Origin of the sequence: Streptococcus sp. 27098_8_75, assembly GCF_041432475.1 — a bacterium.
Taxonomy (GTDB): domain Bacteria; phylum Bacillota; class Bacilli; order Lactobacillales; family Streptococcaceae; genus Streptococcus; species Streptococcus gordonii.
On record NZ_JAPVZR010000005.1, the window covers coordinates 77,867 to 102,049 of the forward strand.

Below are 24,183 nucleotides of genomic sequence, written 5' to 3' on the forward strand. Positions count from 1 at the left end.
GGCTTCCTTTCTTTTAATGCTTGCTACGCAGTTTCTTTCTGATAGTGTAGGCCAGATTGGAGAGGTGGTAAAGAGGATTGGTTGGCAGGTTAAACTCACCAGCAAATTCCTCAATGGTCGGATTGAACTTGGATTTAAAGCTGTAGAGACCGCCCTTAAGATCGTTTTCGATTCCACCCATATTTTGCCAATCTGCTCCGCGCTCAAAAGCATGTTTGGCTGTTTCGTACCAAGTGATGATGGCAGGCTGATAACGACGGTATTCCTCGTCCATTCCGGCATAGATATTTTCAGAGGTTTTGCCGTATTCCAAGACCAGTGTACCAGACAGGGGAACGACAGTAGCACCTTGGCTAATTTTGTCCTGCAGAAAGTCAATCTCTTCTTGGAGGCGTTTCTGTTCTTGCTGGTTATTCTCAATCTTGCCAGGCTTGGTTTTCTCGGTAAATTTCTCTGCTTCCTTGAGTGTCTTGGTCAGCTGAGCCTGCAAGTCTTCCAATCGTGCCTTTAGATCAATACTGGACAAGGTGATGTAGGAGTGGTCAGGATAAGTATCCAAGAGTTTTTGATAATAGTTTTTGCCACGCAGGTGGATGTTTTTTCTGTTTTCTGTCTTTTTCATCAGGGCTGAAAAGTCATCCAGTAATTCTGCTCCGCCAAATTGGATTTGAATACCTTTGTTACGGGCTGTACGAATAGCCTGGCGAGTACTTTTAGAAAGCAAATCCTCACTGAAATCTTCTTTATGGATGTTAGCCTGCAAGCGAGGCTGGATGGTTTCGTCCAGAGACTCAGTCCGTCCGACCCAGACAGCTCCAGCATGCTGCAGCTCTTGAATCAGCTTTACCGTCTCGGCTTTGTCTTGCAATTCGCCACCCATCTTGCTTTCTGCCAGAAAGAGGCTAGGGTCAAACTTGACAAAGAGCGCTTTTTTCTCCTTGGCAAATTTCTTGAGCGACGCCAAAACAAAGGTCAGCAGCTCCTTGTCACCATAGTCCATGATGGGACCCCGAGGGATATAAAGCATGGTCATTCCCAAGGGCAGTGGTTTGATCAGGACACTGGCTACAGCAACCAAGTGGTCGTCTTTATAGAAGCCCAAGCGCTCATTAGCCCAGTTATCTTTGATCTGAGCCCAGGCTGAACTCTGCAGGAGATTGGCCTGGGGATGAGCCGTGACAAAATCGTCGTGTTCTTGAGCTGAAATTCCAATTTTGTAACTAAACATTATTTTAAAACCCACTCTCTAATGGCGTATGCTACGCCGGATTCGTCGTTTGATTTGGTGATGTATTTGGCGATTTTCTTGAGTTCTTCCTTGCCGTTTTCCATGACAACAGGAGAGCCGACAGCTTCTAGCATGGCGCGGTCGTTTTCTTCATCGCCGATTGCCATAGTTTGCCCTTTGTTTAAGCCAAGTTTTTCAGCCAGATGCAGGACAGCAGCCCCTTTATTGACAGTCTTTTTGACAATTTCCAGATAGAAAGGAGCTGACTTAACCAGTGTATATTTTTCGGCTAATTCCGGTGGTAGCTTAGCAATGGCTGCATCCAGAATTTCTGGCTCATCAATATACATACATTTGACGATTTCTTTATCAGCCATTTCTTCAGGCGTACGATAGAAGATCGGCATGCTGACCAGATTGGACTCGTAAACAGTGTACTTGCCGATGTTGCGATTGGCTGTATAAATGCCGTCCTTGGTGATGGCATGCATGTGGACACCTAATTTTCGCCCGAGCAGTTCGATATCCAGATAGTCGTCATAGGTCAGTGTTTCTTTGATTAATTCTTGACCTGTAACAGTATCCTGCACCAGTCCGCCGTTGAAGGTAACGACATAGTTATCTGGTTGATTAAGCTCTAGTTCCTCGAGGAGTCTTTGAACGCCAGCAATAGGACGACCGGTTGCAATGACAATTTTGACTCCAGCAGCTTTGGCATCCTGGATAGCAGAAAAGACTTCTGGTGTGATTTCTTTTTTGCTGTTTAACAAGGTGCCATCAATATCGATGGCGACTAGTTTAATGGACATCTTATTCTCCGTAAATAAAAGTATCGTTTTTCATATAGCTTAGAAAAGCTTGGCTATTTTCATTGAACAAACCAGCATCTGTCAGCATTTCTTTAGGAAAATAGAAACGGTTGTCCCCTTGACGTGTACCCGTAAGAGACTGGACAATTGGGGAAAGGCTAGACAGTTCAGCTAAACTACCGTCTTTTTGAATGATTTCAATCTGAGTACGTGGCTTTTCAACGTCTGGACGATAAAAATCATAAGGAAGGTCAAAATTACGGTGAATAGCGGTGTAATAATCAGGTTCAAAACCAACTTGTTTGACGAGTTGCCGTAGGACATCCAGATGTTTTTCATTTTCCTCTGAGAAAATCATGGATTTAAAAACTTTTCGGTTGACATATCGCTGAGCAAGGTCAGATAAGATGGTGTCAGGACTGGTCATCCAGCTTTGGAAGTAGGTGTTCATGACTCCATCGTCCAAAGCTAAATAGTCTTGCAAACTAAATCTTTTTTCAAAGAAAGGTAGTAAATTTGGCGAAGTCAATTTGAAGAAATCCTTCTGATCTTCGTAAAGGAATTTGGCTCTTTTTAGTAAGTTTTGCAACAAAACTTCCATGGCTCGACTAGCTGGATGGAAATAAACCTGCATGTACATCTGATAACGACTGACCACATAATCCTCCACGGCATGCATACCATTACGTTGAAAAGCAATTCCGTTCTCAACTGGTCGTATAACCCGTAAAATTCTTGTCAAGTCAAATTGACCATAAGAAGCGCCGGTATAAAAGGAGTCCCGTAAGAGATAGTCCATCCGGTCCACATCAATCTGACTGGAAATCAGCTGGACCACTTGCTTGTTAGGATAGGTGTGGTTAATGACGCTGGCCACTTTTTCAGGAAAATCTGGTGAAACCTGAGTCAATACACGATTAATCTCGGTTTCAGGACTTGTGATAATCTGGCGTGTGATTTCTTCATGATCGGTATCAAATAAACGCTCAAAGCTATGAGAGTAGGCTCCGTGTCCTACATCGTGTAAAAGAGCGGTGACCATTACCAAAAGAGACTCGTGATTGTCCCAGGTTTGAAGATATTTCTCATCGAAGATTTTGGTAATCCGTCGAGCGATTTCATAGGCCCCCAGACAATGCGAAAAACGGCTATGCTCACCACCATGGAAAGTGTAACCAGATGTTCCCAGTTGCTTGATGCGGCGTAGTCGTTGAAATTCTTTAGTATTAATTAAGTCGTAAATAACTTGGTGGTCCACATGGATATAGGTGTGAACTGGATCACGAAATACTTTTTCAATCATGCTTCTATTATAACACAAATGGCTTTGTAGAGAGTAGAAGAAGAAAAAACCGATAAAATTTGTTAAAATAGAAAGGAAAAAGACTAGATTGAGAGATAAAACTTATGAAGATTCGGATGAAAAACCAGATTCAATTAGATGGTCAGACAGAATTAATTGATCAAATTTACGATGCTGAATGGACTCAAAAAGGTAATCATCATTACTTACTGTTTAAAAACGAGGAAGACGAGAAAGTGGTGCTTAAATTTCATGATACGGAATTGACCATGACCCGCTTTTCTAATCCTAAAACTCTGATGCGGTTCATCAAAGATGACAGAGCCTTGGTTGGGGTGCCTACTCCTATGGGGATGCAGACCTTGATGACGGATACTCAACGATATTATCTGGATCTAGATAAGCAAATCATTTGTCTAGATTACCAGCTTAAAACACCTGATGGAGAACGATTATTTGCTGATTACCAGATGGAGATTTCTTGGTTGTAAAAAATGTGAAATTTTTTCAAAGAAGCTAGAAGATTTTCTTGCGAAAAAAGAGAAATTTTGATACAATGATAAACAACTCAAGGGAGTAGCTAACGGAATAACCGTTACATGGTCGTCAATACGAAAGCAATTTCCGGCCTTGTATGAAATAGCGAGACTTGTTTAATAAACAGGTCTCTTTTTCTATTTTAAAGAGACCCTATAAAAAGGAGGAGACAATTTGTCTAAAGAACAGAAACGTCAGGCTTTCTATACTCAGGATCAAGACTTAGTCTTGCAAGAGATGGAGACGTCTAAAGAGGGATTGACCAGCAGTGAGGTTGCAAAACGCTTATCTGAATATGGTCGCAATGAATTGGATGAGGGTGAAAAGAAATCTCTCCTCGTGAAATTTATCGAGCAGTTCAAGGATTTGATGATTATTATCTTGCTAGTAGCTGCTGTTCTTTCAGTTGTTACATCTGGTGGAGAAGATATTGCGGATGCCATTATTATCCTGGCCGTTGTTATCATCAACGCTGCTTTTGGTGTCTACCAAGAAGGTAAGGCTGAGGAAGCTATTGAAGCCCTCAAATCTATGTCTAGTCCAGCAGCGCGTGTTCTTCGTGATGGACATGTAGCCGAAGTGGATTCAAAAGAACTGGTCCCTGGTGATATTGTCATTTTAGAAGCTGGAGATGTTGTTCCTGCGGATTTACGTCTCTTTGAAGCCAACTCTCTTAAAATCGAGGAAGCTGCTCTGACAGGTGAATCTGTTCCTGTTGAAAAAGACTTGTCTGTAGAACTTGCTGAAGATGCTGGTATCGGTGATCGTGTTAATATGGCCTTCCAAAACTCTAATGTCACTTATGGTCGTGGGATTGGTGTGGTTGTAAATACTGGTATGTATACGGAAGTAGGGCATATTGCTGGTATGCTACAAAATGCTGATGAGACTGATACCCCACTCAAACAAAATTTGAATAACCTTTCTAAAGTTTTGACATACGCTATTTTGGTGATTGCAGCAGTTACCTTTGTAGTTGGTGTCTTTATCCAAGGAAAAGATCCACTTGGTGAGTTGATGACGTCTGTTGCGCTTGCTGTTGCTGCCATTCCAGAAGGTCTGCCTGCTATCGTAACTATCGTTCTTGCCCTGGGTACTCAAGTTTTGGCCAAACGAAACTCTATCGTTCGTAAGTTGCCAGCAGTAGAAACACTTGGTTCAACAGAAATCATTGCTTCTGATAAGACTGGTACTCTTACAATGAATAAGATGACGGTTGAAAAAGTCTTCTACGATGCAGTCCTACATGACTCAGCTGATGAGATTGAACTGGGCTTGGATATGCCTCTTCTTCGTTCAGTTGTTTTGGCTAACGATACCAAGATTGATGCTGAAGGAAACCTGATTGGGGATCCAACTGAAACAGCCTTCATCCAGTATGCCTTGGACAAAGGCTATGATGTTAAAGGGTTCTTAGAGAAATATCCTCGTGTGGCTGAGTTGCCATTTGACTCAGACCGCAAGCTCATGTCTACCGTTCATCCACTTGCAGATGGTCGTTATCTTGTAGCGGTTAAGGGAGCTCCTGATCAACTCTTGAAACGTTGTGTTTCTCGTGATAAGGCCGGAGATATTGCAGCAATTGATGATGCTACATCGCATCTGATTAAATCAAATAACTCAGAAATGGCTCACCAAGCCTTGCGTGTCCTAGCTGGTGCCTACAAGATTATCGATAGTATTCCAGCAAACCTTACTTCTGAAGAACTTGAAAACAACTTGATCTTCACTGGTTTGATTGGGATGATTGACCCTGAACGTGCCGAGGCAGCAGAAGCGGTTCGTGTCGCTAAAGAAGCTGGAATCCGTCCAATCATGATCACGGGTGACCACCAAGACACGGCAGAAGCCATTGCCAAACGTTTGGGAATCATTGATGAAAATGATTCTGAAGACCATGTATTGACAGGTGCTGAGCTCAACGAACTTTCAGATGAAGAATTTGAAAAAGTAGTTGGCCAATACTCTGTTTATGCACGTGTATCTCCAGAACACAAGGTTCGTATCGTCAAAGCTTGGCAAAATCAAGGTAAGGTTGTTGCTATGACAGGTGATGGTGTCAACGACGCTCCTGCTCTGAAGACAGCGGATATTGGTATCGGTATGGGGATTACCGGTACAGAGGTATCTAAGGGTGCTTCTGACATGATCCTAGCTGACGATAACTTTGCTACTATTATCGTTGCCGTAGAGGAAGGACGTAAGGTCTTCTCTAATATTCAAAAGACTATCCAATACCTCCTTTCAGCTAATACTGCTGAAGTTTTAACCATCTTCCTAGCCACCTTATTTGGATGGGATGTCTTGCAGCCAGTTCACTTGCTTTGGATTAACTTAGTAACGGATACCTTCCCAGCTATCGCTCTTGGTGTTGAGCCAGCTGAGCCTGGTGTCATGACTCATAAACCGCGTGGGCGCAAGTCAAGTTTCTTCTCAGGTGGTGTCTTGAGTTCTATCATTTATCAAGGTGTCTTACAAGGAGCATTGGTTCTGTCTGTTTATGGTTATGCTATTGCAAATCCAGTTCATGCGGGAGATCATACAGCTATTCACGCAGATGCTCTTACTATGGCCTTTGCAACTCTGGGATTGATCCAGCTCTTCCATGCTTATAATGTGAAATCTGTTTACCAGTCTATTTTGACAGTTGGTCCATTCAAATCTAAAACCTTTAACTGGTCAATCTTGGTATCCTTCATTTTACTAGCAGCAACGATTGTTATCGATCCATTAGAAAGCATCTTCCATGTAACCAAGCTTGACTTATCACAATGGGCGGTTGTTCTCTTGGGTAGCTTCTCTATGGTTATCATTGTAGAAATTGTTAAGTTTGTTCAACGTAAAATGGGATTGGATAAAAACGCGATTTAAAACTTGGTTTAATAATAAATATCATTGAGGGGGAATCGGAAAGGTTCCCTCTCTTTACATTATCTACTGCTGAAAATATAGTTTAAGATAAAATCACGGAATGAGAAAATTTTTTTACATGATTTGTCCATGATGTAAGTCAATGTCAAAAAAATAGATTTTAGGCATGAAAAGAGTGAAATGAAGATAGAAGATTTTATCCTCTATCTCTAAAAACGGAACAAAGCTGTTTTATCATGACAATTGAAGAAAAAGAAGAACTGGAAATCAGGAAAGAACGACTACTCTATTTGCTGGTTTTAATCCTAATCTTTGTAATTTTCCTCTTTAGCAATGCCATGTCAGATTTTTGAGATGAATTATATTGATAGAAATGACAGAATCGCTCACAAGGGCGATTTTTTATCTTTTCTAGATAATTGAAAAAAAGGTCTAAATCCGCTATAATAGGTAGGTTGAAAGAACTGGACTATTCCGATGTAAAATAGAAGAAAAATGAACATTCACCATTATCCTAAAACGAGAGAAAGAGAAGAAAATGAATTTACAAGAAGAAATTAAGAAACGTCGTACCTTTGCCATCATCTCCCACCCGGACGCAGGTAAGACAACCATCACTGAGCAGTTGCTTTACTTTGGGGGCGAGATTCGTGAGGCCGGTACTGTAAAAGGAAAGAAAACAGGGACTTTTGCCAAGTCTGACTGGATGGATATCGAGAAACAACGTGGGATTTCGGTAACTTCGTCTGTTATGCAGTTTGACTACGATGGCAAGCGCGTGAATATCCTAGACACGCCAGGGCACGAGGACTTCTCAGAAGATACCTATCGTACCTTGATGGCGGTGGATGCTGCGGTAATGGTAGTTGACTCTGCCAAGGGTATTGAGGCTCAAACCAAGAAATTGTTTGAGGTTGTCAAACACCGTGGCATTCCAGTCTTTACCTTTATGAATAAGTTAGACCGTGACGGTCGTGAGCCACTGGATCTCTTGCAAGAATTGGAAGAAGTCTTGGGCATTGCTAGCTACCCTATGAACTGGCCAATCGGTATGGGGAAAGCCTTTGAAGGCTTGTATGACCTCTATAACCAACGTTTGGAGCTTTATAAAGGGGATGAACGTTTTGCTAGTCTAGAAGATGGGGATAAGCTTTTTGGTAGCAATCCTTTCTACGAGCAAGTGAAAGAGGATATTGAACTTCTAAATGAAGCCGGAAATGAGTTTTCAGAAGAAGCTATTCTTGCTGGAGGATTAACACCAGTCTTCTTTGGGTCAGCCCTGACAAACTTTGGGGTGCAGACCTTCCTTGAGACTTTCTTGAAATTTGCTCCAGAACCACATGGACACAAGAAGACAGACGGAGAAATTGTGGATCCTTATGACAAGGACTTCTCAGGATTTGTCTTTAAAATCCAAGCCAACATGGACCCTCGTCACCGTGACCGTATCGCCTTTGTTCGTATCGTTTCAGGCGAGTTTGAGCGCGGTATGAGTGTCAATCTGCCTCGTACTGGGAAGAGTGCCAAACTATCTAATGTCACTCAGTTTATGGCGGAAAGTCGTGAGAATGTGACCAACGCTGTAGCAGGAGATATCATCGGGGTTTACGATACCGGTACTTATCAGGTTGGGGATACCCTGACTGTTGGAAAAAACAAGTTTGAATTTGAACCACTTCCAACCTTTACACCTGAGATTTTCATGAAGGTTTCAGCTAAGAATGTCATGAAGCAAAAATCCTTCCATAAGGGGATTGAGCAGCTGGTACAAGAGGGAGCCATTCAGCTTTATACCAATTACCAGACGGGCGAGTATATGCTGGGTGCTGTTGGTCAACTCCAGTTTGAAGTCTTTAAGCACCGGATGGAAGGCGAGTACAATGCTGAGGTGGTCATGACACCAATGGGCAAAAAGACTGTTCGTTGGATTTCTCCAGATGACCTGGACGAGCGTATGTCATCTAGTCGAAACATCCTGGCCAAAGACCGCTTTGACCAACCAGTCTTCCTTTTTGAAAACGACTTTGCCCTACGTTGGTTCGCGGACAAGTATCCGGATGTCAAGTTGGAAGAGAAGATGTAACGTACTAAGATTGCTTGGCTACATAGTAGTCTAAGCAATCTACGCCATGTCCTATGGGACCATGGCTAAGTACCTTACTAACTGCATTTGGCAAATAAAATCGATTTGCCAAACTCCGTGTCGTAACGCATTGTTTACCTGATTTAGGCTGATTCATTGACTGAATCTGAATCAAAAGTTGCTAATCAGTTGATGGCAATCGCTATGGTGATTGTCTAGCTATCTTACTAATTTTGGCGAGTAATTTGCCTCTATTTGTTTGATTTCATGTTGTAATTAATAGAAGGAATATAATTAGTGAAGTCAACTACATTGTGGATAATGAGGAAAAAGAAATTATATGGAAAATGCCTTTTAATCCATTAAAAGACAAGGCAGCTAAAGAATATATGATTAAAGAAAATGCAGAAATGCAATTATCTTACAATATAACAGAGCAGATAGGTGGACAGTTGAAGGCAGGGTTCACTTTACTTGATATATATGAAGATACGAATGGCTCTGGTAGGCTTCATGAACTGAATATTAAAACCTATATTGCAATTAAATCAGTTAAAAGATAGAAATGGGTAAATTAAAATTTAGGGGAAATTTATGAGTCGAAAAAAAGCGATCTTCCTTTATTTATTAGGGACCCTAGGTCAAATATGGCTTATATCTATTATAGTTTTTGTATTGCGTCATTTGGGAATGGTTGTAGATTATAGGACGCCAATGGGAATGCTTGCTATTGGCATAGGTGGCCTTTCCACTGCTCTATGGGGAACTATTATTGCAGTTAGATACAAAAAGTACAGTACGAAGAAAATATTAAAGGATTTTTTCGCTATAAAGCAAAACAGGGGCAGTTATTTATTTGCTATTGTGTTCTTGTTTTTGGATTTTTGCTATGTTGCATTTGATGGGGAATTAGCGTTTAATACGTGGTATATTCCTATTATCTTATTTCTTAAAGCAATCCTTTTTGGTGGAATTGAAGAAGTAGGGTGGAGATATGTTTTTCAACCAATTATGATGGAACGCCATAGTTATATTAGTTCAACTATATTTACTTTTGTTCCATGGGGAATATGGCATTTTTCTTATTTCTACATTGAAGGCACATTGCCGCAGGTACAGGCATTGGGATTTTTGCTTGGATTGTTGACTAATTGCTTTATTTTATCCGCATTATTTATAAAGACAAACAGTTTGTGGATATGTGTGATGACACATTCGGTAATAAATGTTTTCTCACAATTAGCGGTAGGTGGTAATCAAAATATATCTTATGCTTGTAGAATAATTATTATAGTAATGGCAACTGTTCTTTCGATTAGAGAGCAAAATAAAAAAGTAACTGGTGTGTCAGTTCTTTAAAGAGCAACAAATTTCAGTTTGTCTAACTTAAACAATTAAATAAAATGCTACAACATACCATTACTTTAGCTAAAGCTGTTTTGCGTTAGTTCTAACTAAAGTTTTGAAATGGATTGCTAATAAAAACACCTAAAGCGACTAGGAGATTTCTCTAATCAGGAGAAGTCTCTTGGTCACTTTTCTTTCTTTTTTTCATTTCAATGCTTAATCCAATTATCCACAAAAGCACGAGCAGATGATTCTCAATCCAGCCCACCAAATTAGCTTGATTGGATTGCTCTAGATAACCTATTAAATGGTTTGTACCAAAACCTAGTCCTCCTAGTATCAATGTTAGTAGGGGCATCTGCAGGTAAAACCGGTCATACTTGAGGTTGACTGCTAATAGCAAGGGTAAAATGGCTAGATTCCAAAAGCCGATTTTCCGCTGCCAATGAATAGATAGACCATAAGCTGATTTCTCGCCTAAAAGGTGAGGTAGAAAAATTTGGATGATTGCAACGCTCAGCATAGCTAGAATAATCAAAATAAATTTAGCACGTAAAAATTTATTCATAGTTCGCCTCCTTTTCTTATCAATTACAACTTATTTGAAAGTGATTTTAAATTTTTCATTTTGTTTCAAAATGAGTGTTAAATAGAAATGATTTTATATTCATGTTCTATCTTTTTATGTACTTTTGTGATATACTAGGTAAGTGACAGTTCTGTTTGAGGAGTAATATGCTATTCCTATTGAGATATTGCAGCAGATACAATGGGAGGCGATTCCCTATATTGGACGCTAGCCACTACTGTACGGACTGGCTACCTGCCATACTCAATATAGTGGTAGATTCTATTTGAGTGCAAAAACTTAAGGTCAAATCAGGCAGGCTTGTTGCTAGTTCTTGAGCCGAGATTCAAGACTCAGAAAGGAGTTCCATGTTTCTAGAAAGAAAACTAAAAGATCAATCTGTCTGGATCAACATTGACTCAGATAATTTCAAAAGAAATGCCCGAATTTATCAGGATTATAAGATTGATCAGGAGACCATCGAGTATGCGCTGGATAAGAACGAGCGGGCTCACATGGACTACAATCGTGAAAATGGAACGGTTACTTTTATCTATAATGTTTTAAATTTGGAGATGGGAAAGGATTATTACGAAACCTTACCTATGACTTTTATCGTCCAGACCAATCGCTTGATAACAATTAGCAACGCAGACAACGCTTATGTTGTTGCTATGATGGATAATTACTTGAAACATCATGAACCGGTAACTGTTTATAAGTTCCTTTTTGCAAGTTTGGAATTTATCAGTAATTCCTATTATCCGATTATTGAAAAAATGGATAAGAGCAAAGATGAAATTAATCGCTTGCTAAGAAAAACAACGACCAAGAAGAATCTATTTGCACTCTCTGACTTGGAGACATCTATGGTCTACTTGGTGGCTGCAGCAAAACAAAACCATATGTTATTAGAGCATATCAAAAGCCACGCTATATACCGACAATTGGATGAAATTGAAATGGAGCAGTTTGAAGATGCTTTGATTGAAGCTCGCCAGCTAGTATCGATGACTGATTTGATTGCTCAAGTTTTAAGCCAGCTTTCTGGATCTTACAACAATATTTTGAATAACAATCTAAATGACAATCTTACCCTACTAACCGTTATTTCTGTTCTATTGGCTGTTTTGGCTGTTATCACAGGCTTTTTTGGTATGAATGTACCTTTACCTTGGTCTAATGATGAGAATGCATGGATATACATTGTCTTGATCAGTCTTGTCCTTTGGGCTATTTTAGCTCAGGTCTTAAAGTGGCTGGCCAATAAGAAATAAACAACTGAAATTATTTTTCTATAACAAGCATCGAGAATGGTGCTTGTTTTTTTTCTTGCTTGGGAAAGAAAATGATTGGTACAGTTGGTCTTTATTTAAAAAACTGTATTTCTATGTCAGAAAACATAACGTATTGCCAAGAAATCTTATTGCATAAAATTACATAATAAAGTATAATATAAAACAATTTAAAATAAGTGAGGGGTAGAAATATGGCAGAATACCTAAGCGATTTAAATTACAAAGGCAATGTATACCGATATATAGATCTTAAGAAAGCCTCGGCTTTACTAGGAGGAGATATAAAACATCTTCCTTATTCTATACGCATATTATTCGAAAGTGTCCTTCGTAAAGAAGACGGAATTGATGTAACTAAAGATAACATTTATTCTTTGATGCATTATCAAGCTAAATCACCAAGCGGAGAAGTTCCTTTTAAGCCTAGTCGAGTTATTCTCCAGGATTTTACGGGTGTTCCTGTCGTGGTGGATTTGGCTAGTATGCGCGATGCGATTGTTGGCCAGGGAGGTCAGGCCGATCAGATTAATCCAGAAATTCCGGTTGATTTAGTCATTGACCACAGTGTTCAGGTGGACTTTTATGGCTGTGACACAGCTCTAGAGGCCAATATGAATCAAGAGTTTGTCCGTAACAATGAGCGCTACGAATTTCTAAAGTGGGCAGAAAAATCATTTGATAATTATCGAGCAGTTCCTCCTGCTACTGGGATTATCCATCAGGTTAATATCGAGTTTCTCAGTGATGTCATCATTGAAAAGGATGGGCAACTCTATCCAGATAGTATGTTTGGGACAGACAGTCATACGACTATGATCAATGGCATTGGTGTTCTGGGCTGGGGTGTTGGTGGGATTGAGGCTGAGGCTGCCATGTTAGGTGAGGCTTCTTATTTCCCAGTTCCTGAGGTGATTGGTGTTCGTCTCTTGGGAAAGCTGCCTAAGATTGCGACAGCGACAGATTTGGCTTTAAAGGTCACGCAAATTTTGCGGCAGGAAAATGTTGTTGGTAAATTTGTCGAGTTCTTTGGGCCTGGTTTGTCTAATCTAAGTCTGGCTGACCGGGCTACAGTGGCCAATATGGCGCCAGAATACGGAGCTACCTGTGGTTATTTTCCGATAGATGAGGAAACGCTCAATTACATGCGTCTGACCAATCGAACGGAAGATCATATCAAGCTGACCCGTCTCTATGCTCAAAAAAATCACCTCTTCTATGATGAAAAGGTTGAGCCGAACTATACCAAGGTAGTCGAAATTGATTTGTCCAGTATTGTACCGAGTATCTCAGGACCTAAACGACCTCAAGATTTGATTGAATTAACAGCTGCTAAAGAAGAGTTTCAAGCTAGTCTAGTCAGAGAAGCGGGGGTCCGAGGCTTTGGATTAGATGAGAGCGAGCTGGAAAAGTCTGCAGTGGTTCAGTTTTCTGACCATGAGGAGACAATTAAGACCGGTCATGTGGCTATCGCTGCTATCACTAGCTGTACCAATACATCCAATCCCTATGTCCTGATGGCGGCAGGGCTTTTGGCCAAGAAAGCAGTAGAAAAAGGTTTACGGGTCTCAAAGACTGTCAAGACTTCTTTGGCTCCTGGCAGCAAGGTGGTCACAGGCTATCTCAAGAAGAGTGGTCTTCAGACCTATCTGGATCAGCTTGGTTTCAATGTAGTCGGCTATGGCTGCACTACTTGTATTGGAAATTCAGGAAATCTCCGACCGGAAGTGGCTCAGGCGATTACGGATACTGACTTGCTGGCTAGTGCTGTTCTTTCAGGAAATCGGAATTTTGAAGGACGGATCAATCCACTGGTCAAGGCTAATTTCCTAGCTAGTCCACCCTTGGTGGTCGCCTATGCTCTGGCTGGAACTACCAATATCGATTTGACCAGCGAGCCACTAGGTTATGATCAAAAGGGGCAGCCTGTTTATTTGATGGATTTGATGCCGGAGCATGACTTGGTTACTGACTATGTTCAAAAATATGTGACGCGCCAGCTTTTTGAAAAAGAATATGCCCATGTGTTTGACGACAATGAAAAATGGAATCAGATTCCGACAGCCTTTTCTCAAAATTATCAGTGGAATCAGGCTTCGACCTATATTCAAAATCCACCTTACTTTGATGGCTTAGCTGATGATTTGGCCATTCAGCCACTGAAAAATCTTGCAGTGCTGGCAAAATTTGGGGATACGGTGACGACAGACCATATCTCCCCAGCAGGAAATATTGCCAGAAACAGCCCAGCAGCATCTTATTTGCTGGAGCATGGAGTAGATTACCAAGAGTTTAATTCCTATGGTAGCCGTCGGGGCAATCATGAGGTCATGATGCGGGGGACATTTGCCAATATTCGGATAAAAAATGAATTGGCGGATGGAAAGATTGGTGGTTACACAGACTATAAAGGAGAGTTGTTATCCATTTATGAGGCGGCCATGCGCTACAAGGAAGAGCAAATTGACACCATTGTCCTAGCTGGTAAAGACTATGGTATGGGGTCCAGTCGTGATTGGGCAGCTAAGGGAGCAAATCTTTTGGGTGTCAAGGTGGTGTTGGCAGAGAGTTTTGAGCGTATCCACCGGTCCAATCTGGTCATGATGGGGATTCTCCCTCTGCAGTATCTAGAGGGCGAAAATGCGGCTAGTCTGGGCTTAACAGGCAAGGAGACTTTTGACATCAATCTGCCAAAGAACCCTCAAGTTGGTCAGCTAGTTGACGTGGTAGCGCGGAAGGGTGCTGAAGAAATAGCTTTTCAAGCTCGGCTGCGCTTTGATGCAGAAGCGGATATCCGTTACTACGAAAATGGAGGAATTTTGCCCATGGTCGTTAGAAAGAAATTAGAGGAGGTGTGAGCATGAGTCAGACGGACGGTTTGAAAGATACCATTGCCTGTGATACTCGGATTAGCCAGATTGTGGATGATTCCTTATCTTATGCAGGCTACAATATTTCTGAATTGGTAGAGCACCATGCGAGTTTTGAAGAGGTGATTTATCTGCTGTGGCATTTGCATTTGCCGACTCAGATTGAGCTCAAGCATTTTGAAGAAGATCTGCGAGCTAATTATGCTATTAGCGATGCAGTGGAGCAGTGCATTCTTATCCAGTCCCGTAAGCACCTTCATCCCATGAGCGTTTTGCGCTCAACGGTCAGTCTTTTGGGGGTTTATAATGTCCATGCTGAGGAAACTTCTCTAGAAGCGACCTATGAGCAGAGCATCCAGCTTATGGCAAAGATGCCGACTATTATTGCGGCTTTTGCCAGACTGAGGTCAGGTCAGACTCCGGTAGAGCCGCGGGAGGATTTGGGCTTTGCGGCTAATTTCCTCTATATGCTCAAGGGAGAAGAGGCTAGCGAGCTTGAAGTCAAAGCCTTTAACTGTGCCTTGGTGCTCCATGCCGATCATGAACTCAATGCTTCAACCTTTGCGGCTCGTGTTTGCGCCTCGACTTTGACCGATATTTATTCCTGCGTGACAGCAGCTGTTGGAGCGCTCAAGGGTTCCCTTCATGGCGGTGCTAATGAATGTGTCTTTGATATGCTGAAAGAGATCAGAGAGGAAGGGGATTGCCAAGCCTACCTAGACCGCAAGCTGGCCTCTCACGAGAAAATTATGGGCTTTGGTCACCGGGTTTACAAGACCCAAGATCCGCGTGAAAAATACCTGCGTCAAATGGCTAAGGATTTGACACAGGGGACCAAGGATGAGGTTTGGTATCAGCTTTCAGTGGAAATTGAAGCCTATATGAAGCATACCAAGCATCTGATACCGAATGTCGATTTTTATTCGGCTACGGTTTACCATGTGTTGGGCATTGACAGCAGTATCTACACCCTGATTTTTGCCATGAGTCGGGTGGCTGGCTGGATTGCCCATATTCAGGAACAGCGCAAGAACAATAAGCTGATTCGGCCGCGTTCTAACTATATTGGTGCTCAAGGTTTGGAGTATCTTCCCATTGGAAGGAGATAAAATGGCAGATAAGATTTTGTTTGAGAAAGGGCGCTTGCAGGTACCGAATTCCCCTATTATTCCTTACATCCAAGGTGACGGGATTGGGGGTGATATCTGGAAAAATGCCCAGCTGGTCTTTGATAAGGCTGTAGAAAAGGCTTATGGTGGCCGGAGAAAGGTTGTTTGGAAGGAAGTTCTGGCCGGGAAAAAAGCAGCAGACCAGACAGGTGACTGGCTACCGGACGAAACGTTGGCAACGATTAAGGATTGTCTGGTGGCTGTTAAGGGACCGCTAGAAACCCCAATCGGAGAAGGGCTTCGTTCCTTGAATGTGGCCTTGAGACAAGAATTGGACCTTTACGCCTGCCTGCGGCCGGTTCGTTATTTCAAGGGAGTTCCCAGTCCGCTCAAGCACCCAGAGAAGACTGACATCACAATTTTTCGGGAAAATACAGAAGACATCTATGCAGGGATTGAGTGGGAGAGTGGAACGACTGCAGTCCAAAAAGTTATCGATTTCCTGCAGAAGGATATGCAGGTTGATAAGATTCGCTTCCCAGAAAGCTCTGCTATTGGGATCAAGCCTATCTCTAAGCAGGGCAGTGAGCGGCTGATACGGGCAGCTATAGACTATGCGCTAGCCAAAGGACTAAGGCGTGTCACTCTGGTTCACAAGGGCAATATCCAGAAATTTACAGAAGGTGGTTTTCGAAAATGGGGCTATGAACTGGCTCAAAGAGAGTATGCGGATGAGCTGGCTTCTGGAAAACTAATTATCCAGGATGTCATTGCAGATAATTTTCTGCAGCAGATTCTGCTCTATCCCGAGAAATTTGATGTTGTTGCCTTGACCAATTTAAATGGTGACTATGCCAGCGATGCCTTGGCTGCTCAGGTGGGCGGGATTGGTATTGCGCCAGGAGCCAATATTAATTACGAGACTGGTCATGCTATTTTTGAAGCAACTCATGGAACGGCGCCAGATATAGCGGGTCAAAACAAGGCTAATCCTTGTTCACTTCTCTTATCGGGGGCCATGCTCTTTGATTACATTGGTTGGCCGGAGGTCTCTCAACTCCTGACTAAGGCTATTGAGGAGGCTCTCTTTGAGCAAAAAGTGACAGGCGATTTTGCCAGTCAGCTGGAAGGAGTAGCACACTTGACCACTAGTCAATTTGCTGAGGAGCTGGTAGCTAATATAGAAAAGTGTCCATAATGAAAAAAATGATGAAGAATCTGCCTATCTAGACAGTCTCTTCATCACTTTTTTGTCTTTTTCGGTATTCCAGTCCCCAGCCGATGATCCAGCAGAAGACTAGTAGATAATTTTCAATCCAGCCCAGTAGATTCGCTTGATTCACCTTTTCCAGATAGCCTAGCAGATGGTTGGTGCCAAAGCCCAGCCCACCCAGAATCAGTGCTAGCAAGGTCATTCGCAGATAAAACCAATCATATTTCATGTTGGTAGCAATGACTAAAGGCAGAATAGCCAGATTCCAGAAACCAATTTCCCGCTGCCAGTAGGGAGCTAGACCATAGATGGACTCATTGCCCAAGAGCTGGGGATGAAAAATTTGGATCATAGCCGCGCCCAGCATAGCTAAGATAAGTAAAATGAAAGTCACTCGTAAAAATTTATTCATACCTGTCTCCTTTCTCATTTGTAGATTATAATGCTTTTGAAAATGATTTTCAAGTTTTCATTTTTTACAAAGGAAATCTCTAATAAAATATTTTACAGGCAAGTCCTATCTTTTTAGGTGCTTTTGTGGTATACTAGGTTAGTTGCAGAAATACAGTTTTTCTATTCAGTGGGAACTAGCGACCGAGTCGGCGCTTTTTTAGTGCCTGGACTTGAGAGACCATATTTATGAAGAGAAGAGCGAATACTCTCAGAAAATCGAGATTTAGCAAGAGAAAAGCACTTGGTATGTTTCGATAATTGAGTATCAAAAGCCTTATAAGGTGGCTTCGCACCGCCTTTAGAAAGAAGAAGAACATTGAAATTTAATGAATTACATTTATCTACTGAATTATTAGCAGAGATTGAAAAAGCTGGCTTTGTAGAAGCAAGCCCTATTCAAGAGCAGACGATTCCACTTGCTATGGCAGGTAAGGATGTCATTGGCCAGGCCCAGACGGGGACAGGAAAGACAGCAGCCTTTGGCTTTCCAACTCTGGAGAAGATTGATACAGATAATCCTGCTGTGCAAGCGTTGGTTATCGCTCCAACCCGCGAATTGGCTGTGCAGAGTCAGGAAGAGCTTTTCCGTTTTGGCCGCAGCAAGGGTGTCAAGGTGCGTTCTGTCTACGGTGGCTCCAGCATCGAAAAGCAAATCAAGGCCCTCAAATCAGGTGCTCATATCGTCGTAGGAACACCTGGTCGTCTCTTGGATTTGATCAAACGCAAGGCGCTTAAGCTGAATCAGATTGAAACTTTAATCTTGGACGAAGCGGATGAAATGCTTAACATGGGCTTTTTGGAAGATATTGAATCGATCATTTCTCGTGTACCAGAAGAACGTCAGACCTTACTCTTTTCAGCGACCATGCCGGATGCTATCAAGCGCATCGGTGTCAAGTTTATGAAAGAGCCTGAGCATGTCAAGATTGCTGCTAAAGAGTTGACGACAGAGCTGGTAGACCAGTATTATATCCGTGTCAAAGAAAATGAAAAATTTGATACCATGACCCGCCTGATGGACGTGGAGCAGCCTGAGCTGTCAATCGTCTTTGGTCGGACCAAGCGTCGGGTGGACGAGCTGACTCGTGGCCTAAAAATCCGCGGTTTCCGAGCAGAGGGTATCCATGGTGATTTGGACCAAGGCAAGCGCCTCCGCGTTCTGCGCGACTTTAAAAACGGCAATCTGGATGTCTTGGTGGCAACAGATGTGGCAGCGCGTGGATTGGACATTTCTGGTGTGACCCATGTCTACAACTATGATATTCCACAGGATCCAGAAAGCTATGTTCACCGAATTGGTCGGACTGGTCGTGCTGGTAAGTCTGGTCAGTCTATCACTTTCGTAGCGCCAAATGAAATGGGCTATCTGCAGATCATCGAAAATCTGACCAAGAAGCGTATGAAGGGCCTTAAGCCTGCGACTGCAGAGGAAGCTTTCCAAGCTAAGAAAAAAGTTGCTCTTAAGAAGATTGAACGTGATTTTGCTGATGAAAGCATCCGTTCTAACTTTGAGAAATTTGGCAAGGATGCTCGCAAGCTGGCAGCAGAATTCAGCCCAGAAGAGCTGGCTATGTATATCCTCAGCTTGACGGTGCAGGATCCAGATGCTCTTCCTGAAGTAGAAATTGCCCGTGAAAAACCATTGCCATTTAAACCGTCTGGCGGCGGCTTTGGCGGAAAAGGCAAGGCAAGTCGTGGCGGAAATGGCAACCGTCGCAACAATGACAATCGCCGTGACCGAGGTGGCCGTCGCGACCAATTTAAGAAGGGTCGTAAAGAAGAGCGTTTTGACAAAGAAAATCGCTACCGCAAGGACCACAAGAAGCCACGCAATACTTCTAGTGAAAAGAAAACCGGCTTTGTTATCCGTAATAAGGGTGATAAATAAACAATTGAAAGACTGCTAGTTAAAACTAGTGGTCTTTTTCTGTTCTAGAATTGTGAGATACCCTTGTAAAGAGTTTTTGTTTTTTGTAGTAAAAGACAAGCTCAAGTTTAACAAAGTAAAACATTTTTTAACAAAAATAACTAAATTTCATATTTTTATGTGTATCTTTTTCAAAAAGTGTAGTATAATAGGCGTAGAAGGCCTACTCATATTAAGATAGGCATTACATTGAATACGGGTTAACCAATAATGTTGAAGATTAGGCGCTGCCATCTCATTTTAACAATAAACAAAAGGAGCAGGTAAATGAAGGAAGGTAGACATAGAATTATTCTGCAGGAGCTTGACCGGGCGGGTTTGGTATCAGTTAGGAAATTAAAGGATCTTTTGAATGTAACGGATATGACCATTCGTCGCGATTTAATTGATCTTGAGAAGCAAGGTTTTTTAGTTCGAGTTCATGGAGGGGCACATAAAAAAGTTAGAGATGGCTTAGTGGAAGTTCCTCATGCTGAAAAAATCATGATCAACACGGAAGAAAAAGAAGCTATTGCTAAAAAATGTGCAGATCTCATTTCTTCAGGAGATACAATTTTTATCGGTTCAGGTACTACAACAGCTTTGATTGGAGATTTCCTTGATGATAAGACTGTTAATATTGTTACCAATTCCTTGCCAATCTTTGAAAAGTTAAAGGATAATCCTCACTATGATATCCTTTTGATTGGTGGTCGTTATCGGGTTAAAACGCAAACTTTTGTAGGACAATTTGCTGTTAATTTACTCAAAGAAATCAAGGTTTCTAAGGCTTTTATTGGCGCTAATGGAATTGATGGTCACAATATTACAACGGCTAATGAAGAAGAAGGAAATGCGGATGCTATTATCCTTAACAATGCGATTGAAAAATACATTGTCGCTGATAATAGCAAATTTGACAGTTATTCTTTCTACACTTTTTATCGCTTAGATGATGTAAATGCTATTGTAACGGATGACAATATTTCTCAGAGAATGAAAGATAAGTATCAATCTTATACAAAAGTTTTATAAAAAACAAAAATGCCAAACTAGTGTTGGGCATTTTTTTGTGTTTCAATATAAGCCAATTTTTCTTGACGAGTTTTCTGTTTGAAGAGAGCTTCTGCTGACATGGCAGAAGATTTGTCAGGGTATTCTTCCTGATAAAGCAGTTTAACAGGCAGTCTGGCACGAGTATACTTTGCACCTTTTCCTGTATTATGGACAGCTAAGCGCTTTTGAACGTCCGTGCTATAACCGGTATAGAGAGTACCATCAGCGCACTCTAAGACATACATATATGCTTTAGCTTCCATGGTAGATCTCATATATTTCTGGAGTATAGCTACCGTCTTCCTCATGCAGAATGAGAGGTGGTAGTATCTTTAAGCCGTCCCTTGAGCCATCTTTAATAGCCTCAATCAAAAGCATATTGGCTCCTTTACCCATCTTGGGATAGACAAATTGGATTCTTTTTGGTGCCAGGTTATGAGCTTTCATAGTATCCAAAATATCTAAGAAGCGGTCGGGTCTGTGAACCATAGCAAGGCGCCCGTTCGATTTGAGGACACGCTGGGCGATAGTACAGATTTCTTCAAGATTGGTTGAAATCTCATGTCGGGCTAGGAGATAGTGCTCGCTTTCATTGAGATTGGAATGTTTGTCAACCTTGAAATAGGGAGGATTACAAAAGATCATATCAACCTTACTACAAGGAATGTAGTGAGGAAGGTTTTTCAAATCGTCATGAATGACTTGCATTTGCTGGTCAAGCTGGTTAAGTTGGATGGAGCGCTGCGCCATATCTGCCAGACGTTCCTGGATCTCAACTGCAATAATCTTAGCCTGAGTGTGGGCACTGGCAAATAAGCCGACAGCGCCATTGCCAGCACAGAGGTCTACAATCAAGCCATTCTTGGGTAATTTTGGAAAGCGAGAGAGCAGAACACTATCAACAGAATAGCTGAAGACCTCTCGGTTTTGAATGATTTTCACGTCAGTAGAAAAGAGCTGATCCAGCCGTTCTCCTTCTTTTAATACTGCTTTTTCCATAGTGTTATTATAGCACGAGTCAAAGGACGAATTCAATCTTGAATAGAAAAAAGTTCTAACTAGAAAAAAGTTAGAACTTTAATGAATGTTTCTTAATTCTATCTTCAATTGCTGAATTGGCCATTATCGGATTTTTCATTTTTTTCTTGGAGATAATTGACCAAGATAAAAATAAGGCTGAAAAAAAAGGCTAGGATAAGGAAGATAGGGGTAGTTTGACTGGTCAAGGTTCCAATTTCGATAAAGGAACGAAGGAGGTAGGCTGTTCCGAAAAATCCTCCAATAGACCAGATGATGAGAAGAATTCTCCAAAGATTGAGCGGAATACAAGCGCGTGCTACAGAAAGAAAACCAATGGTTCCTAGTAAGTAGTAAGAGACTGTAGACATATCAAGAGAACTCCAGCCATTATAAGAACCGAAAATTCGGACAAATAGTACACTGAAGACAACCATGAGTCCGCTTGGTAGGGCTTTGAAAATTGCTTTTTTAAGGAACTTAGGCTCTACCGGACGGATATTACGCTCGAATGTCAGCACAAATGGAGGGAATCCTTCAACAAATTGGTCAAAGAGAGTGATTTGCACTGGAATGAAAGGAAAGACTAGAAGCCATTCTTTATTTCCTAACAAGACACTGGAGATACAAATCATGGTCAAGATAAAGGAGTAGATGGTCTTCACCAAGAAAATAGGAGCGATACGGGCAATGTTATTTACCACGCGCCGACCTTCAAAAAGAATCTCAGGGACATCATTAAAATCTGAGTTGAGAAGAACGAGATTAGCAATCTGTCGTGTCGCTGGATCTCCTTCAGCCATAACAATTGAGCAGTCTGCTTCGCGCAGAGCTAGAATGTCGTTCACCCCGTCTCCAGTCATGGCTGTTGTATGGCCAGCTTTTTTCAGGGTTTGAATAATGAGCTTTTTCTGATGAGGAGACACACGACCAAAGATTGCTGTTTCTTCAGCTGTAGCAATCAAGTCAGTATCTGAGACAGTCGAACAGTCAAGATAGTCTTGATAGTTTTCAAATCCTGCCTTGGCGGCAATATTTGAAACAGTAATTGGATTATCACCAGAGATGATTTTCAGATTAACGTCTTGGGATCGCAGGTATTCGAGCGTATCAGCAGCCCCTTGCCGGATAGGATCTGTAATTTCTAAGACAGCCAGAACTTCAATCTGTTGTGGCAGAGTCATGTGCTGGTGGTTAATTTTATCAGTGCTAGAAGCCAGAGCCAGAACCCGCGAGCCACGTTCTTGGGCTTCTTGAACTGGTTTTAGATTTTGCTGATGGAGCAAGATTTCGGGTGCTCCTAGGAAGATAGTTCCAAAAGGTTCCATTTCCATAGCTCCCCATTTTCGATCACTGGAGAAGGGGATGGTATTGGAAGTTTGATATTTTGTTTGGGCTGAAGGAAATCTTTTACGAATGGCTTGGGCAGTAGGGTTCTTATCATCGCTGTTGGCCATATAGGTGGCTAAAATATCTGAGATAGTCTCTGCTGAAACAGATTCTGACAAGGGATAAACTTGCTCGACCTTCATCTTACCTTCAGTAATAGTTCCTGTTTTATCCAAGCATAAAGTATCCACATGAGCCAGGGTTTCAACTGAGTACATTTCTTGTACCAGGACCTTGCGCATTCCCAGCTTAATAACAGCTGTTAAGAGGGAGGTGATAGTCAGAAGGGCAATACCTTTTGGAAGCATGCCCAAAAGAGCTGTTGATGAGTTGATAACAGAGTCTTTGACAGGAAGCTGTTTGATGAGTAAGGCTTCAAAAAAGAGAGCTAAACCGCAGGGGATGATGATTTTTCCAGTAAAAGCAGCGATTTTATTCAATGAATCCAAGATGCGAGAGTTAAGTGGCTTAAGAGTTTTGGCTTCTAGCATCAGTTTAGCAGCGTAGTTATTGGCCCCTACTTGAGATACCTGGGCTAAGACCTGTCCGCTGGCTAAAAAACTACCAGACAGCAATTGATCGCCAATTTCTTTGAGTACAAGATCGCTTTCACCAGTAAGCATGGCTTCGTTGGCTTCTGCAAAGCCATCTAGTACAATAGCATCACTGGGAACCTGTTCTCCAGCTGACAACTGAATCACGTCCTCTAAAACGATTTCTTCAGGATCTATTTTTTCTTGCTGGCCATTTCGAATAACGCTAATCTTTTCTCTAGTCATAAGATTCAGCTTGTCGATCATTCTTTTAGCCCGAAGCTCAGTCATAATACCGGTTAAGGCATTGAATGATATGACCGCAAAGAATACCATATTACTCCAGGCTTGAACAAAAGCCAGCGCAACAGCAATAACAAAGTTTAGGGCGTTAAATAGTGTAAAGACATTGCGTTTAATAATATCCCAAGTGCTGGAGCTGGTCTTAGCCGTAAAATCGTTGGTTAGGCCTTGTTGGATTTTTTCAGACACCTGGTCAGATGTTAAACCAGTAACGTTTTTCATATTTTCCATGTCGCTATCATATCATTTTTTAGGGAAAATTTCTAATGGAATCTGCCTCCAAGCAAAAATGA

At 41.7% G+C, this 24,183-nt stretch carries 19 protein-coding genes; 11 read left to right on the forward strand and 8 right to left on the reverse strand.

Translation table 11 applies throughout. From position 1 onward, the window contains the following. Positions 1 to 13: 13 nt before the first annotated feature. Genes O3640_RS08915 through O3640_RS08925 form a run of 3 tightly spaced genes read right to left on the reverse strand, consistent with a single transcriptional unit; the run spans position 14 to position 3,340 of the window. Positions 14 to 1,228, reverse strand: coding sequence for an aminoacyltransferase (locus O3640_RS08915; RefSeq protein WP_061595992.1), 1,215 nt, complete (start codon positions 1,226 to 1,228; stop codon positions 14 to 16). Beyond that, positions 1,228 to 2,037: a sugar-phosphatase gene (gene yidA / locus O3640_RS08920; protein ID WP_082307447.1), complete on the reverse strand. Its 810-nt coding sequence runs from the start codon at positions 2,035 to 2,037 to the stop codon at positions 1,228 to 1,230. Before yidA ends, O3640_RS08915 begins: the two co-directional genes overlap by 1 nt. 1 nt (position 2,038) lies before the next feature. Then, the gene (locus tag O3640_RS08925; protein ID WP_045503982.1) at positions 2,039 to 3,340 is read right to left on the reverse strand and encodes an HD domain-containing protein; all 1,302 of its coding nucleotides are present in this window, start codon (positions 3,338 to 3,340) and stop codon (positions 2,039 to 2,041) included. Positions 3,341 to 3,444: 104 nt separating this feature from the next. Here O3640_RS08925 and O3640_RS08930 point away from each other — a divergent pair, with 104 nt between their 5' ends. The 5 genes from O3640_RS08930 to O3640_RS08950 all read left to right on the forward strand — a co-directional run bounded on the left by O3640_RS08930 (position 3,445) and on the right by O3640_RS08950 (position 10,190). Further along, positions 3,445 to 3,831, forward strand: a complete 387-nt coding sequence (locus tag O3640_RS08930) for a DUF1934 domain-containing protein (RefSeq protein WP_082307448.1) — start codon at positions 3,445 to 3,447, stop codon at positions 3,829 to 3,831. Positions 3,832 to 4,051: 220 nt separating this feature from the next. Then, entirely contained in the window at positions 4,052 to 6,748 is a 2,697-nt protein-coding gene (locus tag O3640_RS08935) for a cation-translocating P-type ATPase (protein WP_082307449.1), read from the forward strand. Between the two features lie 538 nt (positions 6,749 to 7,286). Beyond that, positions 7,287 to 8,831, forward strand: a complete 1,545-nt coding sequence (locus O3640_RS08940; protein WP_061593560.1) for a peptide chain release factor 3 — start codon at positions 7,287 to 7,289, stop codon at positions 8,829 to 8,831. A 314-nt stretch (positions 8,832 to 9,145) separates the two neighbouring features. Continuing rightward, the gene (locus O3640_RS08945) at positions 9,146 to 9,394 is read left to right on the forward strand and encodes a hypothetical protein (protein ID WP_008809542.1); all 249 of its coding nucleotides are present in this window, start codon (positions 9,146 to 9,148) and stop codon (positions 9,392 to 9,394) included. 31 nt (positions 9,395 to 9,425) lie between these two features. Beyond that, on the forward strand, positions 9,426 to 10,190 hold the full coding sequence (locus O3640_RS08950; protein ID WP_227221434.1) for a CPBP family intramembrane glutamic endopeptidase: 765 nt from the start codon (positions 9,426 to 9,428) through the stop codon (positions 10,188 to 10,190). A 151-nt stretch (positions 10,191 to 10,341) separates the two neighbouring features. On the opposite strand, the gene O3640_RS08955 is transcribed toward O3640_RS08950, so the two are convergent. Beyond that, entirely contained in the window at positions 10,342 to 10,746 is a 405-nt protein-coding gene (locus tag O3640_RS08955; protein WP_223349820.1) for a hypothetical protein, read from the reverse strand. Positions 10,747 to 11,114: 368 nt separating this feature from the next. On the opposite strand from O3640_RS08955, the gene O3640_RS08960 reads away from it, so the two are divergent. The 4 genes from O3640_RS08960 to icd all read left to right on the forward strand — a co-directional run bounded on the left by O3640_RS08960 (position 11,115) and on the right by icd (position 17,218). Continuing rightward, positions 11,115 to 12,023 carry a magnesium transporter CorA family protein gene (locus tag O3640_RS08960; RefSeq protein ID WP_223349821.1) on the forward strand — a complete coding sequence of 303 codons (909 nt, stop codon included), beginning with the start codon at positions 11,115 to 11,117 and terminating at the stop codon, positions 12,021 to 12,023. Between the two features lie 212 nt (positions 12,024 to 12,235). Beyond that, positions 12,236 to 14,899 (forward strand): aconitate hydratase AcnA, encoded by a 2,664-nt coding sequence (gene acnA, locus O3640_RS08965; RefSeq protein WP_227221433.1) that lies wholly within the window; start codon positions 12,236 to 12,238, stop codon positions 14,897 to 14,899. A gap of 2 nt (positions 14,900 to 14,901) precedes the next feature. After that, positions 14,902 to 16,020: a citrate synthase gene (locus O3640_RS08970; protein WP_061603125.1), complete on the forward strand. Its 1,119-nt coding sequence runs from the start codon at positions 14,902 to 14,904 to the stop codon at positions 16,018 to 16,020. Next, positions 16,007 to 17,218: an NADP-dependent isocitrate dehydrogenase gene (gene icd / locus O3640_RS08975; RefSeq protein ID WP_227221432.1), complete on the forward strand. Its 1,212-nt coding sequence runs from the start codon at positions 16,007 to 16,009 to the stop codon at positions 17,216 to 17,218. The genes O3640_RS08970 and icd overlap by 14 nt, the downstream gene beginning before the upstream one ends. Before the next feature lie 28 nt (positions 17,219 to 17,246). On the opposite strand, the gene O3640_RS08980 is transcribed toward icd, so the two are convergent. Then, a complete protein-coding gene (locus O3640_RS08980; protein WP_061600706.1) occupies positions 17,247 to 17,645 on the reverse strand; it encodes a hypothetical protein in 399 nt (132 codons plus the stop codon). Between the two features lie 357 nt (positions 17,646 to 18,002). Between O3640_RS08980 and O3640_RS08985 the strand changes: the two genes are divergently transcribed. Together O3640_RS08985 and O3640_RS08990 are read left to right on the forward strand one after the other, a co-directional pair. Next, positions 18,003 to 19,574 carry a DEAD/DEAH box helicase gene (locus O3640_RS08985; RefSeq protein WP_045773117.1) on the forward strand — a complete coding sequence of 524 codons (1,572 nt, stop codon included), beginning with the start codon at positions 18,003 to 18,005 and terminating at the stop codon, positions 19,572 to 19,574. 306 nt (positions 19,575 to 19,880) lie between these two features. Continuing rightward, positions 19,881 to 20,627, forward strand: a complete 747-nt coding sequence (locus tag O3640_RS08990) for a DeoR/GlpR family DNA-binding transcription regulator (RefSeq protein ID WP_227221431.1) — start codon at positions 19,881 to 19,883, stop codon at positions 20,625 to 20,627. A 17-nt stretch (positions 20,628 to 20,644) separates the two neighbouring features. Here the strand turns inward: O3640_RS08990 and O3640_RS08995 are convergent, their stop codons facing one another. From O3640_RS08995 to O3640_RS09005, 3 genes are all read right to left on the reverse strand, one after another. Further along, complete coding sequence (locus O3640_RS08995; protein WP_227221430.1) at positions 20,645 to 20,911, reverse strand: GIY-YIG nuclease family protein; 267 nt, start codon at positions 20,909 to 20,911, stop codon at positions 20,645 to 20,647. Next, positions 20,901 to 21,647: a tRNA1(Val) (adenine(37)-N6)-methyltransferase gene (locus tag O3640_RS09000; protein ID WP_061596289.1), complete on the reverse strand. Its 747-nt coding sequence runs from the start codon at positions 21,645 to 21,647 to the stop codon at positions 20,901 to 20,903. The genes O3640_RS08995 and O3640_RS09000 overlap by 11 nt, the downstream gene beginning before the upstream one ends. A gap of 104 nt (positions 21,648 to 21,751) precedes the next feature. Continuing rightward, positions 21,752 to 24,121 carry a cation-translocating P-type ATPase gene (locus O3640_RS09005; protein ID WP_268723243.1) on the reverse strand — a complete coding sequence of 790 codons (2,370 nt, stop codon included), beginning with the start codon at positions 24,119 to 24,121 and terminating at the stop codon, positions 21,752 to 21,754. Positions 24,122 to 24,183: the final 62 nt, after the last annotated feature.

What these genes read in the sequence shown, in the direction of transcription:
- O3640_RS08915 (WP_061595992.1), bottom strand. Translation starts at nt 1,228, where the DNA reads ATGTTTAGTTACAAAATTGGAATTTCAGCTCAAGAACACGACGATTTT.
- yidA (WP_082307447.1), bottom strand. Translation starts at nt 2,037, where the DNA reads ATGTCCATTAAACTAGTCGCCATCGATATTGATGGCACCTTGTTAAAC.
- O3640_RS08925 (WP_045503982.1), bottom strand. Translation starts at nt 3,340, where the DNA reads ATGATTGAAAAAGTATTTCGTGATCCAGTTCACACCTATATCCATGTG.
- O3640_RS08930 (WP_082307448.1), top strand. Translation starts at nt 3,445, where the DNA reads ATGAAGATTCGGATGAAAAACCAGATTCAATTAGATGGTCAGACAGAA.
- O3640_RS08940 (WP_061593560.1), top strand. Translation starts at nt 7,287, where the DNA reads ATGAATTTACAAGAAGAAATTAAGAAACGTCGTACCTTTGCCATCATC.
- O3640_RS08950 (WP_227221434.1), top strand. Translation starts at nt 9,426, where the DNA reads ATGAGTCGAAAAAAAGCGATCTTCCTTTATTTATTAGGGACCCTAGGT.
- O3640_RS08955 (WP_223349820.1), bottom strand. Translation starts at nt 10,746, where the DNA reads ATGAATAAATTTTTACGTGCTAAATTTATTTTGATTATTCTAGCTATG.
- O3640_RS08960 (WP_223349821.1), top strand. Translation starts at nt 11,115, where the DNA reads ATGTTTCTAGAAAGAAAACTAAAAGATCAATCTGTCTGGATCAACATT.
- acnA (WP_227221433.1), top strand. Translation starts at nt 12,236, where the DNA reads ATGGCAGAATACCTAAGCGATTTAAATTACAAAGGCAATGTATACCGA.
- O3640_RS08970 (WP_061603125.1), top strand. Translation starts at nt 14,902, where the DNA reads ATGAGTCAGACGGACGGTTTGAAAGATACCATTGCCTGTGATACTCGG.
- O3640_RS08980 (WP_061600706.1), bottom strand. Translation starts at nt 17,645, where the DNA reads ATGAATAAATTTTTACGAGTGACTTTCATTTTACTTATCTTAGCTATG.
- O3640_RS08990 (WP_227221431.1), top strand. Translation starts at nt 19,881, where the DNA reads ATGAAGGAAGGTAGACATAGAATTATTCTGCAGGAGCTTGACCGGGCG.
- O3640_RS08995 (WP_227221430.1), bottom strand. Translation starts at nt 20,911, where the DNA reads ATGGAAGCTAAAGCATATATGTATGTCTTAGAGTGCGCTGATGGTACT.
- O3640_RS09000 (WP_061596289.1), bottom strand. Translation starts at nt 21,647, where the DNA reads ATGGAAAAAGCAGTATTAAAAGAAGGAGAACGGCTGGATCAGCTCTTT.
- O3640_RS09005 (WP_268723243.1), bottom strand. Translation starts at nt 24,121, where the DNA reads ATGGAAAATATGAAAAACGTTACTGGTTTAACATCTGACCAGGTGTCT.